At 62.1% G+C, this 16,187-nt stretch carries 17 protein-coding genes and 1 tRNA gene; 11 read left to right on the top strand and 7 right to left on the bottom strand.

Annotated features, from left to right (window positions below; translation table 11 throughout):
* Positions 1–76 precede the first annotated feature (76 nt).
* Together SAZ10_RS01030 and SAZ10_RS01025 are read left to right on the top strand one after the other, a co-directional pair.
* Positions 77–874: a xanthine dehydrogenase family protein subunit M gene (locus tag SAZ10_RS01030; protein ID WP_318607299.1), complete on the top strand. Its 798-nt coding sequence runs from the start codon at positions 77–79 to the stop codon at positions 872–874.
* Positions 875–1,010: 136 nt separating this feature from the next.
* Positions 1,011–1,421 carry a hypothetical protein gene (locus SAZ10_RS01025; RefSeq protein WP_318607298.1) on the top strand — a complete coding sequence of 137 codons (411 nt, stop codon included), beginning with the start codon at positions 1,011–1,013 and terminating at the stop codon, positions 1,419–1,421.
* Between the two features lie 1,140 nt (positions 1,422–2,561).
* Here the strand turns inward: SAZ10_RS01025 and ggt are convergent.
* Together ggt and lipB are read right to left on the bottom strand one after the other, a co-directional pair.
* A complete protein-coding gene (ggt, locus tag SAZ10_RS01020; RefSeq protein ID WP_318607297.1) occupies positions 2,562–4,334 on the bottom strand; it encodes a gamma-glutamyltransferase in 1,773 nt (590 codons plus the stop codon).
* Position 4,335: 1 nt separating this feature from the next.
* A complete protein-coding gene (gene lipB, locus SAZ10_RS01015) occupies positions 4,336–5,079 on the bottom strand; it encodes a lipoyl(octanoyl) transferase LipB (RefSeq protein ID WP_318607296.1) in 744 nt (247 codons plus the stop codon).
* A gap of 192 nt (positions 5,080–5,271) precedes the next feature.
* On the opposite strand from lipB, the gene SAZ10_RS01010 reads away from it, so the two are divergent.
* Positions 5,272–5,356 (top strand) — tRNA-Leu (locus tag SAZ10_RS01010).
* 25 nt (positions 5,357–5,381) lie between these two features.
* Here SAZ10_RS01010 and SAZ10_RS01005 read toward each other — a convergent pair.
* A complete protein-coding gene (locus SAZ10_RS01005) occupies positions 5,382–5,654 on the bottom strand; it encodes a hypothetical protein (protein ID WP_318607295.1) in 273 nt (90 codons plus the stop codon).
* Positions 5,655–5,940: 286 nt separating this feature from the next.
* Between SAZ10_RS01005 and SAZ10_RS01000 the strand changes: the two genes are divergently transcribed.
* From SAZ10_RS01000 to SAZ10_RS00980, 5 genes are all read left to right on the top strand, one after another.
* Entirely contained in the window at positions 5,941–6,267 is a 327-nt protein-coding gene (locus tag SAZ10_RS01000) for a hypothetical protein (protein WP_318607294.1), read from the top strand.
* A gap of 591 nt (positions 6,268–6,858) precedes the next feature.
* Positions 6,859–7,032 carry a hypothetical protein gene (locus tag SAZ10_RS00995; protein WP_318607293.1) on the top strand — a complete coding sequence of 58 codons (174 nt, stop codon included), beginning with the start codon at positions 6,859–6,861 and terminating at the stop codon, positions 7,030–7,032.
* A 198-nt stretch (positions 7,033–7,230) separates the two neighbouring features.
* Positions 7,231–8,646: a magnesium transporter gene (mgtE, locus tag SAZ10_RS00990; protein ID WP_318607292.1), complete on the top strand. Its 1,416-nt coding sequence runs from the start codon at positions 7,231–7,233 to the stop codon at positions 8,644–8,646.
* A 96-nt stretch (positions 8,647–8,742) separates the two neighbouring features.
* Positions 8,743–9,129, top strand: coding sequence for a MerR family DNA-binding transcriptional regulator (locus SAZ10_RS00985; RefSeq protein ID WP_318607291.1), 387 nt, complete (start codon positions 8,743–8,745; stop codon positions 9,127–9,129).
* Between the two features lie 192 nt (positions 9,130–9,321).
* Positions 9,322–10,731, top strand: a complete 1,410-nt coding sequence (locus SAZ10_RS00980) for an adenylate/guanylate cyclase domain-containing protein (RefSeq protein ID WP_318607290.1) — start codon at positions 9,322–9,324, stop codon at positions 10,729–10,731.
* Here the strand turns inward: SAZ10_RS00980 and SAZ10_RS00975 are convergent, their stop codons facing one another.
* The 3 genes from SAZ10_RS00975 to SAZ10_RS00965 are packed head-to-tail and all read right to left on the bottom strand — an operon-like array spanning position 10,732 to position 12,496.
* Positions 10,732–11,208 carry an isoprenylcysteine carboxylmethyltransferase family protein gene (locus SAZ10_RS00975; RefSeq protein ID WP_318607289.1) on the bottom strand — a complete coding sequence of 159 codons (477 nt, stop codon included), beginning with the start codon at positions 11,206–11,208 and terminating at the stop codon, positions 10,732–10,734. It lies immediately after the preceding gene.
* Positions 11,205–12,194 (bottom strand): heparan-alpha-glucosaminide N-acetyltransferase, encoded by a 990-nt coding sequence (locus tag SAZ10_RS00970; protein WP_318607288.1) that lies wholly within the window; start codon positions 12,192–12,194, stop codon positions 11,205–11,207. The genes SAZ10_RS00975 and SAZ10_RS00970 overlap by 4 nt, the downstream gene beginning before the upstream one ends.
* A 41-nt stretch (positions 12,195–12,235) precedes the next feature.
* Complete coding sequence (locus SAZ10_RS00965) at positions 12,236–12,496, bottom strand: hypothetical protein (RefSeq protein ID WP_318607794.1); 261 nt, start codon at positions 12,494–12,496, stop codon at positions 12,236–12,238.
* Between SAZ10_RS00965 and SAZ10_RS00960 the strand changes: the two genes are divergently transcribed.
* Entirely contained in the window at positions 12,417–12,782 is a 366-nt protein-coding gene (locus SAZ10_RS00960) for a GFA family protein (protein WP_318607287.1), read from the top strand. The two genes, SAZ10_RS00965 and SAZ10_RS00960, sit on opposite strands and share 80 nt — an antisense overlap.
* Positions 12,783–12,962: 180 nt before the next feature.
* Here the strand turns inward: SAZ10_RS00960 and SAZ10_RS00955 are convergent, their stop codons facing one another.
* Positions 12,963–13,961 carry a S1C family serine protease gene (locus SAZ10_RS00955; RefSeq protein ID WP_318607286.1) on the bottom strand — a complete coding sequence of 333 codons (999 nt, stop codon included), beginning with the start codon at positions 13,959–13,961 and terminating at the stop codon, positions 12,963–12,965.
* 160 nt (positions 13,962–14,121) lie between these two features.
* Between SAZ10_RS00955 and SAZ10_RS00950 the strand changes: the two genes are divergently transcribed.
* Positions 14,122–15,387, top strand: a complete 1,266-nt coding sequence (locus tag SAZ10_RS00950; RefSeq protein ID WP_318607285.1) for a cysteine desulfurase-like protein — start codon at positions 14,122–14,124, stop codon at positions 15,385–15,387.
* Between the two features lie 123 nt (positions 15,388–15,510).
* On the top strand, positions 15,511–15,909 hold the full coding sequence (locus SAZ10_RS00945; protein ID WP_318607284.1) for a GFA family protein: 399 nt from the start codon (positions 15,511–15,513) through the stop codon (positions 15,907–15,909).
* Positions 15,910–16,187 lie beyond the last annotated feature (278 nt).

Here is a 16,187-nt window from a genome sequence, read left to right as displayed (position 1 = left end):
GAGCCGCCCAGCATCGAGCGGATCACATACTGCCCTACTCCCCTATTCCCCTACTCCCTTACAGGGAGAAAACCAGATGTATTCCGTCAACTACCACCGGGCCATATCCGTCACCGAGGCCGTCAACAGAGTGAAAGGCACGGAGGGCCGGTTCCTGTCGGGCGGCATGACGCTGCTGCCAGCCATGAAGACTCGACTTTCCTCACCGTCGGAAGTGGTCGATCTCGCCCATATCTCGGAGCTCAGAGGTGTCAAGGTTGCGAACGGCACAGTAACGATCGGGGCCATCACGACCCACGCCGAGGTGGCGACCGATCCGGCGCTCAAAGGCGCTGTCCCTGCCGTCTCCTACCTCGCCGGCCATATCGGCGACCCCCATGTGCGTAACAAGGGCACGATCGGGGGCTCTATCGCCAACAACGATCCGGCAGCGGACTATCCGGCGGCACTGCTGGCGCTTGCCGCGACCATCGTCACGGATCGGCGGGAAATCGCTGCCGATGATTTCTTCACCGGCCTGTTCGAGACAGCCCTCGAGGAGGCTGAAATGGTGACGGCGGTGCGTTTCGGGGTCCCCGACAAGTCGGGCTACGCCAAGTTTCCGAATCCGGCCTCGCGCTATGCGATCACCGGCGTGTTCGTGGCGCAGGGCGCTGGCGGCGTGCGTGTGGCGGTGACGGGGGCAGGCGAGAACGGTGTGTTCCGCGCCAGCGAGATCGAGGCTGCGCTCGCCAAGAACTTCGATCCTTCGGCGCTCGACGGCATCAAGGTGCCGTCCGACGGTCTGATGGGCGATATCCATGCCTCGCCCGAGTATCGCGCCAACCTCATCTCGGTGATGGCCAAGCGCGCGGTAGCGCAAGCGAACGGGTAGGGCGGAGCTGCCGCCGACCCAAAGGAGAAAGCCCCGGCGACGGGGTTTTCTCCGTAAAGGCAGGCTTGCTCCACCCTTAATCGAAAGGCTCTTCCGGCCTAGTGCTGACGCTCATTTCTGGCGTGAGGGGAGAAGCATGGCGTTCGCGATCAAAGCCGAGATTTGCGATCCGCGGGCACCGGCGTTCACGTTCGCCGCGCAAAAGACGATGTATGGCGGCAAGCATATTGCCGAAGGCGACGTGATTTTCCTGTTCGCGAGCGAGAACGAGGGCGGGCAGGGACTTGTCGCGCGCGGCATCGTCACCTCCGCCGAAGCAATCGCCAAGAAACCCGGCATCACGCGGCAGACGCCGCGTGTGAGCATCACCGTCAGAGGCATCGGGTTGGCGCTGCGGCGCCTGGGGCGGAGCGAACTCAAACCGTTCATCGATTGGAACGATGGCCGTCCCGAGAGCGAGCTCAATTTCAAATTCTATCGTCAGGCAACGAACAAGATCGTCGGCATCTCCGATCGAACGGCAGCGTTCCTCGGCGAATTCTTCTAAAGCGGCGCACGTTTAAGAAGGATCGCTAGAGCCTTCTGCCAGTTTGATGATGGCGGCAACGGCATCATGCCGCCGTGAGCCGGGTTTGTAACAGCGTGGCCCTGCGATTCGCATGCCGAGCGGCTGCGTCACTTAAGCAGAGGCGAGAAGCAGACCTGCATGGCAGCCAATCGATGCCGGAAAGCTCATTGTTTCAGCTGTGCCTGCTATGAGAGCGGATTTAGCGAGGGGGGCGCTGGCGTTTCGCGCAGGCGGGCCCGGGCCCTCGCATGTAATAAAGCTCAGGCCGATAGCGCGGGGCGACCAACGAGCGAAGGGCCGAAACCAGATGCCTGAGAAGAGCCATGGGTTCCGTGGAACAATCCTCCTTTCGGCAAGTTCGCTCCCCACCGTAACAGGAGAACGTCGCCGCGAGCCGATGTCCGTAACCACAGACATGAGTTTGCTTGAGCAGGCGGCGACTTCACTTTACGCAACCGGGGGGTTGACCCGCCACAACAAACCGGCCGACAGCGTTGGCTGACTGCAAGCTCGAGAGGAAAGGGATAGCCATGCGCAATCTGATCTACCTTGCCGCGCTCGCCGCATCGCTGGTGGCATGCACGTCCACAGGCACCTCTACCGGTTCGATTCACAGTAGTGGGACGCGCTTTGTGGACACGGGGACCAATTGCCCCGCAGGTTCCCCCTGGTACTGGTGCACCGGGTACCGAGAACGCGGGCGATAGTATCAGCGGCGACACCGCTCGTAGTTTGACCGACGGGCTACATGCCGCGCAGCGCTGGTTCGACTTCCTGGGAAAGCAGCAGCAACGGCGGGCTGCATCAGAGCCTTGTTAAGCTTTTCTTAACCCTGTTTCCTGCCGCAGGGCGGTTTGCCCTGCACGCGTGGGGCGATGCCGCTTGACTTTGAACAAAATGAGAACAAATATCGAACAATCGATGACAGGAGGGAAAGATGCACGATCTTGTTCAAGACGTCGTTTCGCTGGTGTGTATGAGCGCATTCCTGGTGACGATGGCGATGTGGATCGGCGCGATGTGACGCGGCAGTAAGCAGCCGGCTTTGCCCGCGTGACCTCGACGTCAAGAAGGCGTTGGACGGCTTCTTCCGAGAGCAGGTATTGCGATGCTCCGCGATCAGTCGCCGACCGCCACGCCCTCGCGGCGCGGGTCGCTGCCACCGACGAGTCCATCGGCGGTAAGGGCAACGCCGTTGAGGCCCGAGTTGATCTCCTCAACATTCGTCTTGTAGCCGAGGGCGGTGAGGTCATCGACCATCGCCTCAGCCGGCGTGCCGGCTTCGATATCATAGGGGCCGAAGCGGTTGACGAGGTGCGGCAGCGAGACTGCAGCCTGCATGTCCATTTTCCAGTCGATCAGCGCGATCAGCGTCGTCGCGACGAAGGGGATGATCATGCTGCCGCCCGGCGAGCCCAGCGCGAATACCGGCTTATCATCCTTGAGCACGATCGTCGGCGCCATTGACGAGCGCGGCCGCTTACCCGGCCAGACGCGATTGGCCACAGCCGCGTCCGGCGGACCCGGATCGAAGGCAAAATCGGTGAGCTGGTTGTTGAGCAGGAAGCCATCGACCATCAGCCGGGAGCCGAACGAATTCTCGACCGAGGTGGTCATGGAGGCAATATTGCCGTCCGCGTCGATAATGACGATATGCGAGGTCGACGGCAGCTCGAGCGCGGGCACGTCGCGACGCAACTCCGCCTTCTCCCATGGAGGCTCGCCGGCGATCACCTCGTCCTTGTTCAGTGCGGTGTCACGACGGATCAGCGCGCTGCGCGCCTTTAGATAGGCGGGGTCGAGCAGACCACTCGGCACCCGCACGAAATCGCTGTCGGCGATGTAGCGCTCTCGGTCGGCGAAGGCGAGGCGGCTAGCATCGCCGATGATGCGCCAGGCCTGGGGATCATCGGGGCCAAGCGTGGCAATATCGAATGGCTCGACCATCCCAAGGATCTGCCCGATCGTAAGGGCACCCGAAGAAGGCGGCCCCATGCCGCAGACCTGATAGCCGCGATAGGGCGCGCAGATGGCTGGCCGCTGCTTTACTTCATAGCCGGCGAGGTCTGCCAGACTGAGCCTGCCAGGATTGGTCGGGTGGCCGTTCACCACCGCAACGATGTCGTGCGCAATGCGGCCTTTGTAAAATGCGCTGGCACCTATGGAAGCAACGATACGCAGGGTTTCGGCATAGGGCTTGTTGACGAGCAGGGTGCCGGCCTTCAGCGGCGCCCCGTCCGCATCGAAGAAATAGGCGCGCGTCGCCGGCTGGCGATCGAGTCGGCCGACGTCCTCGGCGATCACCTTGGCGAGTCGCGGCGAAACAGTGAAGCCGGAATCGGCGAGCTCGATCGCCCTGCCGAAGAGGTCCTGCCAGGGCCTTTTGCCGTAGCGGCGATGCACCTTTTCCAGAAGTCGCGGCACGCCGGGAACGCCGACCGAGCGGCCGCCGACCACGGCATCGAAAAAGCCGAGCGGCTTGCCGTCGGGCCCGAGGAAAAGCAGTGGCGTCGCGGCCGCCGGTGCGGTCTCGCGCGCGTCGAAGGTGGTCAACGATCTGGCACTGGCATCGTACCATGTGAGGAAAGCACCACCGCCCAGGCCGGACGACTGCGGCTCGACCAATCCTAACACGGCCTGCACCGCTACGAGCGCGTCGGCGGCACTGCCGCCCTGGCGCAATACGTCCAGCCCGGCCTGAGCGGCAACAGGATTGGCGGCGACCACCATCTGCTGCTTGGCATGAACTGCTTGCTTGGGCTGAACGCCGCTGCCGGCCTCCGGCGCAAGCATGTCAGAAGATTGTTGACTGAAAGCAGGGAGTTCGAGCGCAGGAAGAAGGGCGAGCGAAAGGAGCACGGCGAGGGTCGAGGCGAGGGACCCGCGCCGCATTTCAGCCGACTGCCTTCAGTTCATCGGGCGCAGAATCGAGGACGGGCCCGAACACCGTGACGAATGCCGCGCGCAACGCTGCGTCGGCGTCTGCCATCGTCACCGGCAGGCCGAGATCGACGAGGCTGGTGACGCCGTGGCCGGTCACGCCGCAGGGAACGATGCCGCTGAAATGCGAAAGATTCGGTTCGACATTGAGCGCGATCCCGTGGAAGCTCACCCAGCGTCTCAGTCTAATGCCGATCGCCGCGATCTTGTCTTCCGCCGGCGCGCCGTCCGGCAGCGGCGGCTTGTCGGGCCGTGCCACCCAGACGCCGACACGGTCTTCGCGTCGCTCGCCTTTGACGTTGAAGGCCGCAAGCGCGCCGATGATCCAGGCTTCGAGGGCAGCGACGAAGGCACGCACATCCTCGCGACGCCGCTTCAGGTCAAGCATCACATAGGCTACTCGCTGGCCCGGGCCGTGATAGGTATATTCGCCGCCGCGACCGGTCTTGAAGACAGGGAAGCGGCCCGGCTCGAGCAGGTCCTCGGGTTGCGAGCTCGTGCCGGCTGTATAAAGCGGTGGATGTTCGACGAGCCAGACCAACTCGGGCGCGCTGCCCTCGCGTATGGCGGCGGCATGGCGCTCCATGAAGGCGATGGCGTCGTCGTACGGGGTAAAGCCCGGCGCGACTCGCCATTCGACCGCCGGCGAACCCGGGGCCGGAAGGAACGATGTCGCGATATGATTGCGCTCAAGCATGGCGTGTCCGGTATCATATGGCCCGCCGGAAGCCTCTAGTCCAGCACGGTTTGGGGCGGTCGAGAAGACACGAATTTCGCCGGTTCTGCGACACTGTGAATTTGGGCCTTTTGTGCCCGATCGGGGCCTTGTTTCGCCGATACTGATTTGCTACATGCCGCGGGCCGGTTCCGACCGGTCTTTTCGTGACGTGCGGTCGTGGCGGAATTGGTAGACGCGCAGCGTTGAGGTCGCTGTGGGGCAACCCGTGGAAGTTCGAGTCTTCTCGACCGCACCAAGCTCTCTCTGAGAACCGTTATTTTCTACGGCGCGCGGACCAATCGTGTCCCACGATAACCCCGCGCGTGAGACACATTCACCCTCTCAATCGCGGCCTTCGCCAGCTTCCATCGCTCCACGCGACGGGTGTAGACCTCGCTCGTCTTGGCCTCCGAATGGCCGAGAATCGACATGATCTCGTACTGGCTGCAGCCCTTACGTGCGCCATGGGCTAAGAGATGGCTCAAGCCGGCGGCCTGGCACCAGCCCTTGAACATCGCCAACATGCTGTCGCCGCTCGAGAAGGGCGAGAACATAAGGGGGCGCCCTGTGCCTTTGGCGCGCGCGTCGCGGTCTTGAGCGGCACCAACAGGGGATGGACACTTCGGTTGACTCCTTCTTCAGCCGGGGTCCAGCACAGAGCCTCGATGCAGTCGAGGAGGCATTCGTGGGCGCGCACCAGCATTGTGAGATCCTCGATGCGGCAGCGCGTCCATAAAAGGACCGACATCGCCACACGGTTGCCGCTTAAAATGATGCTTGGAACAAGAAAAGGAGTACGGGTGTTAATACAAGGAGGAGTGCTGAAAGAGGAGCACTGAGATGATAGCGAATAAACTGTTGATGACCGCGAGCCTGATACTGGCGACCATCCTGCCGCTGAAGGCGGTTCAGGCCTCAGATCTGTCGAGGATGCTGCATGGCGACAACGGTAGCTGGCAGAGAGACTCGGGCGATAGTTACGATGAGGACTGGCAAGCGCGTCACCAGTACTGGCAGATGCGCCAGGCCCGCCGCGACTGCTACAGGTACGGCGACTGCGACCGATTCTACCGGATGCGGGACCGGCGTTACGGTGATGACAACGGCTGGGGCTATCGGCATCATGATAACCGCCGCGGCGGCATCGTGCTGCAGTTTGGAGGCTGAATGGACAAGTGGGACGGCAGATGCGTAGGAGAGAAGAGGCGTCCCCATCACGTTCCGGTCGGGGAAGCTAACCCTTCGCTCTTCGAGCTATGGGTGGAGAGCCATTCGAAACTCGTTTGACAAAGGCGTGTCCTCCAAAGCCTACGCGAAGGAGGCCTGGGGAAGCTTTCCCGTCCTGACGCTGTATCCCGCAAATCACATTCTTAAGGCGCAGAATCGGCTGGCACTTTGCCAAGTGGCGGTTGCCGCTTTGCTTGATTTCGTGCCAAGAACGCGGGGCGAAGCGAGTCCACTCGAAGTTGCGGAGGACGATCGATGCGGCGGTTCCTGGTCTGGACGGTTCTGGCCTCTGCCGCGATGACGGCCGGCTGCCAAAATGCTCCTCGGGCGCAGCCATCTCCCAATTGGCACTTTCCCTGCGGTTATCGGGCCTTCGACGCAGGCTTCTGCGACAACCTCAACGGGCTTCCGTATGCGGACTTCCAGCTCCAGCGCCGTATACTCGAGAGGCACTGATATCGGCTGGCAGTCCAGGTATCCTGTGCGCCTTGAGCACTTGGACGCGGCGAAAACGCACTGAGAAAGACAATCATGCAAAGAAATCTTGTCTGGATCGGCCTGACGCTCACTCTCGGCATCGCCGGTTGCCAGTCGGCGAAGACGGAATACGGATATCGCTGCACCTATCGAGCCATGGATGGCGGCCTCTGTGACAAGCTCAATGCGCCAGCACCAGACCCTATCAAGGAGCCGGGCGTGTCGTAGTCGGGCTCGCCGCCGGGCCGATCAAACAGGCTGCAATTTTTGGGGATGATGCTGTAGACCAGCCCGAAGCGAGCACGGGATGGTTCGAAGTGGGGTCATCCAGCCCGTTCCACCTATCTGTACTGCAGCATGATCTTATCCGAAAAAGCTGCAACTTTTCGGGTAATGCCGAATCTCGGGGACCAAGGGGCGGAGGCAGTGGAAGGTCAAGAACTAGACGCTGAAATCCGCGTTGCCGATCGCCCAACCGCCGACATCTATGGCGAGGACGGCGCCATTCGCGCTTCCTTCCTTTCGCATATCGGCGCGGCGATCGCCGATCGCGACACGCTCACGCTGAAGCGGGAGGTCTCCGACCTTCACCAGTCGGAACTCGGCGACTTGCTGGAAGCGCTCATGCCCGAGCAGCGCCTTGCGCTCGTCGATCTGCTCGGCAGGGATTTCGATTTCTCGGCGCTTACCGAGGTCGACGAGGCGATCCGGCTCGACATCGTCGACAACCTGCCGAACGACCAGATCGCCGAAGCCGTCCAGGAGCTCGATTCGGACGACGCGGTCTACATTCTCGAAGATCTCGACCAGCAGGACCAGGATGAAATCCTGGCGCAGTTGCCATTCACCGAGCGAATCAGGCTGCGCCGCGCGCTGGATTACCCGGAAGAGACGGCAGGCCGGCGCATGCAGACCGAGTTTGTCGCGGTGCCGCCTTTCTGGACCGTCGGCCAGACGATCGACTACATGCGCGAGGACCAGAACCTGCCCGATCGGTTCAGCCAGATCTTTGTCATCGACCCGACATTCAGGCTGCTCGGGGCCGTCGACCTCGACCAGATACTCCGCTCCAAACGCACGGTGAAGATCGACGAGGTGATGCACGAAACCCGTCATGCGATCCCGGCGACGATGGACCAGGAGGAGGCTGCGCAGGAGTTCGAGCAATACGACCTCCTGTCCGCCGCCGTCGTCGACGAGAACGAGCGGCTGGTCGGCGTGCTCACCATCGACGACGTGGTGGACGTCATCCAGGAAGAGGCCGAGGAGGACCTGCTGCGCATGGGCGGCGTCGGCGACGAAGAGCTGTCCGATACCGTGGTCGCCACCTCGCGCTCCCGTGTTCCATGGCTGCTCGTCAATCTCTGCACCGCCTTCATCTCGGCGTCCGTCATCGCCATCTTCGATGGCACCATCCAGCAGATGGTGGCGCTGGCGATCCTGATGCCGATCGTCGCCTCGCTTGGCGGGAATGCGGGCACTCAGACGATGACCGTGACGGTGCGGGCACTCGCGACTCGCGATCTCGACATCTACAACGCGGCGCGCGTCATTCGCCGCGAGGTTGCGGTCGGCTTGTTGAACGGTGCTTTCATCGCATTGATCCTGGGGCTGATCGCCGGCACCTGGTTCGCAAACCCGAACCTTGGACTCGTGATTGCCAGCGCCATGGTCATCAACATGCTGACAGCCTCGCTGGTCGGGATCCTGATCCCTTTGCTGCTCGATCGATTCGGCGCCGACCCGGCGATCTCGTCATCGATCTTCACGACGATGGCGACCGACAGCATCGGGTTCCTGTCGTTTCTAGGGCTCGCGACCTGGTGGCTGAAACTCGGTTGATTTTCCAGTCGGAGGGCTGGCGCAAAACAAGAACTTCGATTGACTTTTACGTAAGTGCATGAGAAATTCCTGAGCATATTCAGGAACCGACATGCAATGCGGGAATATTATTCGATCACGGAATTGACCCGCGAATTCGACATTTCGACACGGACGTTACGCTTCTACGAGGATGAGGGCCTCATCCACCCGATCCGTCGCGGCCGCACGCGGCTGTTTCGCCCGTCCGACCGTCACCTCGTGAAGCAGATCCTGCGCGGAAAAAGACTCGGCTTCTCGATCGCCGAAATCCGCGAGATCATCCAGATGTACAAGGAGCCGCCGGGCGAGGTCGGCCAGCTGAAGCTCATGATCCGCCGGATCGAGGAGAAGCGCGAGAGCCTTCGCCAGAAACGGCGCGACCTCGAAGAGACGCTGGCTGAACTCGATCTGGCCGAGGAATCATGCGTGGAGCGCCTGGCCGAGCTCGGTGTGAACACCTGACCGTAGCTTCGGGTAACAAAGGCGGTCCGTCCAGCGAATATCAGCAGACAGCAACCTGACGGCGGTTTGGCAGGAGCGTGACGGCTGGTATAGTGCTTTAGCTTGCCCCGGCGTCGTCCGGTGCCCAAATCGAGGGGCGACATTGTCGTCCAGCCGGCTTGTCTTGCCGGCGCTGATTTTTCGGAGGCGGTCGTGAACGAAGCCGCAAACCTCTTCACCATCCTACGCAATTCTGCCGATCCTTCGGTCGCTGACGCCATCGAAAGAACCGTGAGCGAAGGCTCGGATCGCGACCTTTGCCGGATCAATGCGCTCGCCTTCGCCAAGAAGCATGGCCTCGATGAGGAGGACACGCTTGCCGGCTTCCTGCATGCTGCGTCGATCGGGGCGTTCGACATCTCCTGGAACGTGCTCTGCCCCGGTTGCGGCGGCGTGCTGGACACCAATGCGTCGCTGAAGACGGTGATCAGGGAAGAGTATGTCTGCGCGCTCTGCGCAGCCGCCTATTCGCCGACGCTCGATGAGCTGGTCGAGGTAACCTTCACCGTAAGCCCACGGGTGCGCCGCGTTGCCGGGCACAGCCCGCATGAACTGCCGATGATGGAGTATTTAAGGCAGATGTACTGGGGCTCCGGCGTCGACCTGCCGGAAGAGAATTACGAGCAGGTCATGGAAAGCATGGTGATCGAGTATGTCGAGGTGCCGGCTCGGGAAAAGGTGGTGCTATCGCTGCAGCTCCCGGAGAAGTTCATCATCGTGTTCGAGCCGATCACGCATGCGGTCCAGTTCATCGACGTCAAGGGCGAAGCGACCAAGGAACGGCAGAGCCTGTCGCTGATCTATGATCGCGAGCACGCGCACAGCCAAACGCTGGAAATGCGGCCTGGCCAGGTGCGGATCGCAATCGAGAACCACACCGATCTGCGCGTTTTGCCGGCGGTGTTCGTCGCCGATGACGAGCTGCACGGCCTGCTTGCCAGGCGGCGTCCGTTCGTGACCGCCAAGCGGCTCTTGACCAATCAGACGTTCCGCGATCTCTACCGGACCGACACGGTCGATGTCGACCAGCGCCTGAAGATCACCAGCCTGACTTTCCTGTTCACCGATCTGCGCGGTTCCACCGAGCTCTATGAGCGCGTCGGCGACCTCGTCGCCTTCGACCTCGTGCAGGCGCATTTCAAGGTGCTGAACGAGATCGTTGCGTCGGAGGCGGGAGCGGTGGTGAAAACGATCGGCGATGCCGTGATGGCTACATTCCCGACGCCGGACCGGGCGGTGGCGGCTGCCATCCGCATGCGGGAAGCGATGCGCGAGCTCAACAGGAAGTCGGGCCGCGAGGATCTGCTGCTCAAGATCGGCGTGCATGAGGGACCTTGCATTGCCGTCGCAATGAACGACCGGCAGGACTATTTCGGCCAGACGGTCAACATCGCCTCACGCGTTCAGGGGCTTGCGACATCCCAGTCGATCTTCGTCACCGGAACAGTCGTCGGCGACGCCAAATCGGCCGACCTGCTCGCGGCGAAGAACATAGAGCCGATCTCGCAGGATCTGGCGCTACGAGGCATCGAACGCGCGGTGCAGATCTACGCGATACCCTGATCAGATCCAGCGGCGCACCCGCCTCTTATAATCGGCGTATCTTTTACCGAAGCTAGCGGCGAGGTGCTTCTCCTCGCCTTCGATCGCCAGTTTCTGCGTAAGAAATGCGGCAATCACCGCGAGCGGCACGAACCACAAATTCCCCCAGATCACTGCCACCGCCAGCATCAGGAGCGTGTTGCCGAGATAGATCGGATTGCGGGTCACTGAAAACGCGCCGCTCGTGACAAGCTGCGTGCTTGCCCTGTGTGGTTGAATGGTGGTTTTCGCCTTGGCCAGCTCGCGCACGGCCGACACATAGAGCGCTACGACCGCTACCAGAGCTATGCACCCTACTGCGAAAAGGATATCCGACATAGGCGAGCCGAACCAGGGCAGGGGATGAAGCACCCAGAGCTCGATGCTGATGGCGATTGCCGCGACATAGATGAGCGGCGGCCAGGGGAACAGGCTCGGCCGCGTCGCAACGTTGATCATTGTGCTCCTCCCATCTCCTCGTCCGTCTGGGCCGTGCAGGACCCGGCGAGGTTTTGCAGTTGCGCCGTAAGCGGAGCCGACAGGTCGTTCGTGAGCACCTGTTCCTTGATCCCGTTGCGCTCCAGCTCATCGAGCATGCACACACAATAGCGCGCGCAGAATTCCTCGTCTCGCACCGGCCGGCACTGGGCCTCGCAGGCATTGCGGAATTGCACCTCGGGAGGCTGCTGCTCGGCTGGGGCGAACTGCGCATAGATCCACACGGCGGCGATAAGAACAGGCTGGTGGATCAGGTAGAAGCCGAGACTATGGCGGCCGATGAATTGCAGAGGGGTCGTGCCCGGCAGCGGGACAGCGGCAAGCCGTTCCATGAGGCCGAAGCCGGTCGGCAATTGGGCGAGCGCGATGCCCGCAAGCACGGCGCCGAACCACGGGAAAACAGGAACGTAGTCGTTGGAATGCGGAGGGATGGTCGACAGGCCGACCCACCAGAATGCTGGATGGTCGAAAAAGGTCGAGCCTGCAAACCAGGGAATGGCGATCACCAGTACCGCCACCCCTGCCGTCACGATTGCAGGCAGGCGCAGAAAGGCAAGGCCGAGCAGGCTGGCAAGCGCGATCTCATGCAATATGCCGAAGAAGATGAAACCTGACGGCACGGCCAGATAGGTCACGACCGTAATTGCGAGCGCCGCGCCGGCGATCATCGCGAGGCGCATCAGGAAGGGTCGCCAGCGTACGCCCTTGCCGTGCGCGAGGTAGAGGCTGATTCCGACAAGCACCAGGAAGCTCGAGGCGATCGAGCGCGCGAAGAGCTTCCAGCCGCCAAAAGCGGTCGTGCCGGGGTCGAGATAGCCGAAGAACTCAAGGTCCCAGCTGAAATGATAGATCGCCATCGCGACGAGGGCGAGGCCGCGGGCAAAGTCGATGGCCTCGATGCGCTTGTGTTTCGAGGGCGTTTCGGTGGAGGGCGCGACAGCGGACATGGAGAAGTTGTTGCAGCGCTTCTGCTAGAAGTGCAAGCGGGTCAGCAGTCGATTGACTGCGTTATCGCCGGCAAGTCGGCGCCGGTGGCGTCCGGTGTCACTTCGCTCCACGCCTGTTGCTCATACTCCGCTCGCACCCACTCATGGAAGCTCTTGATGTGGCTGCTGACAAATCCGGTGGGCAGGTGTTTGATAGTGTCAGCGAAGAAGAGGAGAGGAGCGATGGCGATCAGGGGAAGCTGCCACTGCAAGTCAACCGTTTTCGAAGTGAGCCACGCGCCGGAGACGGTGACGAGGTGCACATGCTCTTTCTGCTCAAGGCGCGGTGCACTCTGGGCCTACTACAGCCCGGCAGATGTGAACATCATAAAGGACGAGGCGCGGGCCACCTATCGATGGGGCACGAAGACCATCAAGCACAATTTCTGCTCGGTCTGCGGCTGCACGACCTACAGCGAAACGCCAGACTGGTCGAAGGGCGAGCCGAATTTCGACAATCCCAGGATCAGCATCAATTCCAGGCTGTTCGAGGACTTCGACCTCGACAAGGTCGAGGTCGTGGTGATCGACGGCAAGAATTTGTGGTGATCGCCGGCGACCGCCTGCCATGGGACTACCCAGAAACCGCTTCGCATTCGCCGGCGGGGTCCTCCGGCTCGGTCCGATGCTAGAGCGGCGTGCGTTCAAATTGAACCAACACGCCGCTCTATCTCTTTGTTGGCGCATCGGATTCGTCCGAAAACCGCTTCGCACTTTTCGGCCGATGCGCTAGCCTGCGCGTCGCATAGGCTCGAGCTTCGGCCGTTCGGACACCCGCCGCGTCGGGGTCACGTCGAGGCTGACGATATGCCCGCCGCGCAGGATCCGCGCGACAATCGTCGCGCCGATCCTGTCTGCCCCGAGCGTCCTGAGCACTACGTCAGGCCCACTGGTCGGAACTCCAGCCAACGACAGCAGGATGTCGCCCGCCTGCAGACCCGCTCTTGCCGCGGGACCGTCCGGCACGATCGAATGCAGCACCACGGCCGAGCGCATATCGAGCCCGGCCGCATCCGCCACGCGGCGCGGCAGCGCGACCTTGTCGACGCCGACGCCTAGCCAGGCGCGGCGTACCGCCCCGTGTTGCAGGATCTCGCCGATCACGAAGCGCACAGTATTGCTGGCAACGGCGAAGCAGATGCCCTGCGCGCCGCGTATCATCGCGGTGTTGATGCCGATGACGTGGCCGGCCGAGGAGACTAGCGCGCCGCCGGAATTGCCGGGATTGAGCGCAGCATCGGTCTGGATCACGTCCTCGATCGGCCGGCCGCTGCGCGACAGAAGCGAGCGGCCGAGCGCCGACACGACGCCCGCCGTGACGGTGGAATCGAAGCCGAGCGGATTACCGATCGCCACGGCGATCTGGCCGCGCTTCAACACGGCGCTGTCGCCGAGCATTGCCGCGGGCAGGCCGGCGCCATGCGCCTTGAGGAGCGCGAGGTCAGTGTCGGCATCGGTGCCGATGACGTGCGCAGTCATCTGCCGGCCGTCATGGAAGACGACCTCGAGTGCGCTCGCGCCGTCGACGACATGATCGTTCGTGACGATCAACCCATCCGGCGATATGGCGACACCGGACCCCATACCGCGGCCTTTCGAGACGACCGCGCAGACGGCCGGCCCGACGCTTTCGGCGACCGTGGCGATCGTTTGGGAGTAGGTGTCGAGCAATTCGCCATCACGCGGTGAGAGCTCGGTATCGGAGGCGGCTAAGGGGGAAGGGGCCATGTCGATTTGTCCGGGAGGAATGTCGACATGCAAGTAGGAGCACGGCCTCGCTGCCGCACCTGCCCGTCTGGCCAGTTGGAGATCCGTTCAAAGCCCGACGGCGAACTTGAAAAGTCAGCGGCTAACGTCGATGGTGCTGCCCGCAAGGAGTGGCCCGAACATGACATTTCCGATCGAGGCAGTGCGCCGCCAGTTTCCGGCGCTGGCGATGAGCGATGAGGGGCGTCGCCGCATCTATCTCGATAATCCCGCCGGCACCCAGGTGCCGAAGGTCGTCGCCGATGCAGTGGCGAAGTGCCTGATCGAAACCAACGCCAATCTCGGCGGCTTCTTCGGGACGACGATCGCGGCGGGCGAAGTGGTCGAAGGCGCGCATCGTGCGATGGCCGATTTCCTCGGCGCCGAAGGACCCGAGGAGATCGTCATCGGCCAGAACATGACGACGCTCACCTATCAGTTCTCGCGCACGCTCGGCCGAACCATGCAGCCCGGCGACGAGATCATCGTGACGCGCATGGATCACGAGGGCAACGTCTCACCCTGGCTGCAACTAGCCGAGGATCGCGGGCTGACAATTCGCTTCCTGCCCTTCGACAACGACAGCTGGCAGATCGAGCCTGACGAATTGGCAAAACTGCTGTCGGACCGCACGCGGCTGGTTGCCTTGAATTATGCGAGCAATCTCACGGGCTCGATCAATCCTGTGAAGCGTCTCGTGAAACTAGCCAAAGATGCCGGCGCGCTCACCTATGTCGATGCCGTGCAGTTCGCACCGCACGGGCTGGTCGATGTCAGGGAAATCGGCTGCGATTTCCTCGCATGCTCCTCCTACAAGTTCTTCGGCCCGCATCTCGGCATCGTCTGGGGCCGCGGTGAGCTGCTGGATGAGTTGCAGCCCTACAAGCTGCGCTGCTCCTCCAACGCGCTTCCGGAGCGGTATGAGCTCGGCACGCCGCAGATCGAACTGATGGCGGGCCTCTCGGCTACAGTCGGCCATTTCGAAACAGTGGGAGAGCAGGTGGGGGCGAGAGGCTCGCGCCGGGACAAGATCGCGGCCGCTTTCGCCGCGTCGATCGCCTATGAGGCGCCGCTGGCGTTACGGCTGATCGAGGGATTGTCGCAGGTCGAGGGTTTGAAGATGCATGGCATTTCCGATCCGGTCCGCGTCGCGGAACGCGTGCCGACGGTCTCCTTCAGCGTCGACGGTATATCGCCGGAAACGCTGGTTCGTCAGCTCGCGGCCGAGAACATCTTCGTCTGGTCCGGGCACAACTACGCTTGGGAGGTCGTCCACCAACTCGGCATTTCACCTGACGAGGGCGTGGTCCGGATAGGGGCCGCGCACTACAACAGTGCGGCAGAGATCGACGAAACCCTGGAAGCCGTGCACCGCCTGGTGGCCATGCTCAGGCAAAAACGATCCTGACCGGCGAATCTCCGCTTATCAATTCGGCCGCGCTTTTCTTCAAGCATTTGAATTGGACGCGGGCGTCGTCATTGCTAGAGCTGTCACCATAGCTCGGCACGTCGAAAATTCGAGGGCGCGGTCATGGTCGGAAAATACGAAGGCGGGTGTCTTTGCGGAGCCGTCCGCTATGTCGTCGAAGCTGAGCCGATCAACGAACGCATCTGCCACTGCCGGCTCTGCCAGAGGGCCATCGGCGCGGCCTTCAACGCCCGCTTGCTGTTCCGCATTGACGATGTAACGCTTGTTGGGCGCGTCGAGACCGTGCACTCGTCACCCTCATTGAAGCGCGGCTTCTGCTCACGCTGCGGCACGACAATCTTCTCGAAGCGCGAGTCGGCAGGCATCATGGGCATCACCTCAGGGTCGCTGGACGATCCGTCGCTGTTCAAGCCGCAGCTGCATATGTGGACCGCCTCGAAGCAGCCTTGGGTAAGGTTCGACGACGGCCTGCCCCAACACCCCGAAGCGCCGCCAGCTTAGAGTTTCTCTGCCCTCGGTTCGAAGCAATGAACGGCGCCGTCACGTTCCACTAACGAATAGTTGAACGGAACGATAGCCGGTCCTTGCCGTTCTGAATTCGGACCGGGACGAGCATTTAGTGAAAAATCCCTTCCGACGAAAACCTCACGTTGCGGAGCTCCATTGCGGGTTTTCCGAACGGGAATTTTCCAGTCGCAGAAGTGGGGTCACAATCCCAAACGCGAGATCCCGGCTTTCGCCTAAGCTCTAGGCAGGGATCGGATTGAATAAAAATTTCT

This window comes from Mesorhizobium sp. BAC0120 (assembly GCF_033542235.1).
Taxonomy (GTDB): Bacteria; Pseudomonadota; Alphaproteobacteria; order Rhizobiales; family Rhizobiaceae; genus JAWRCU01.
The sequence above is the reverse complement of the archived record's forward strand: the minus strand, read 5'-3'. Positions and strand labels throughout refer to the sequence as shown.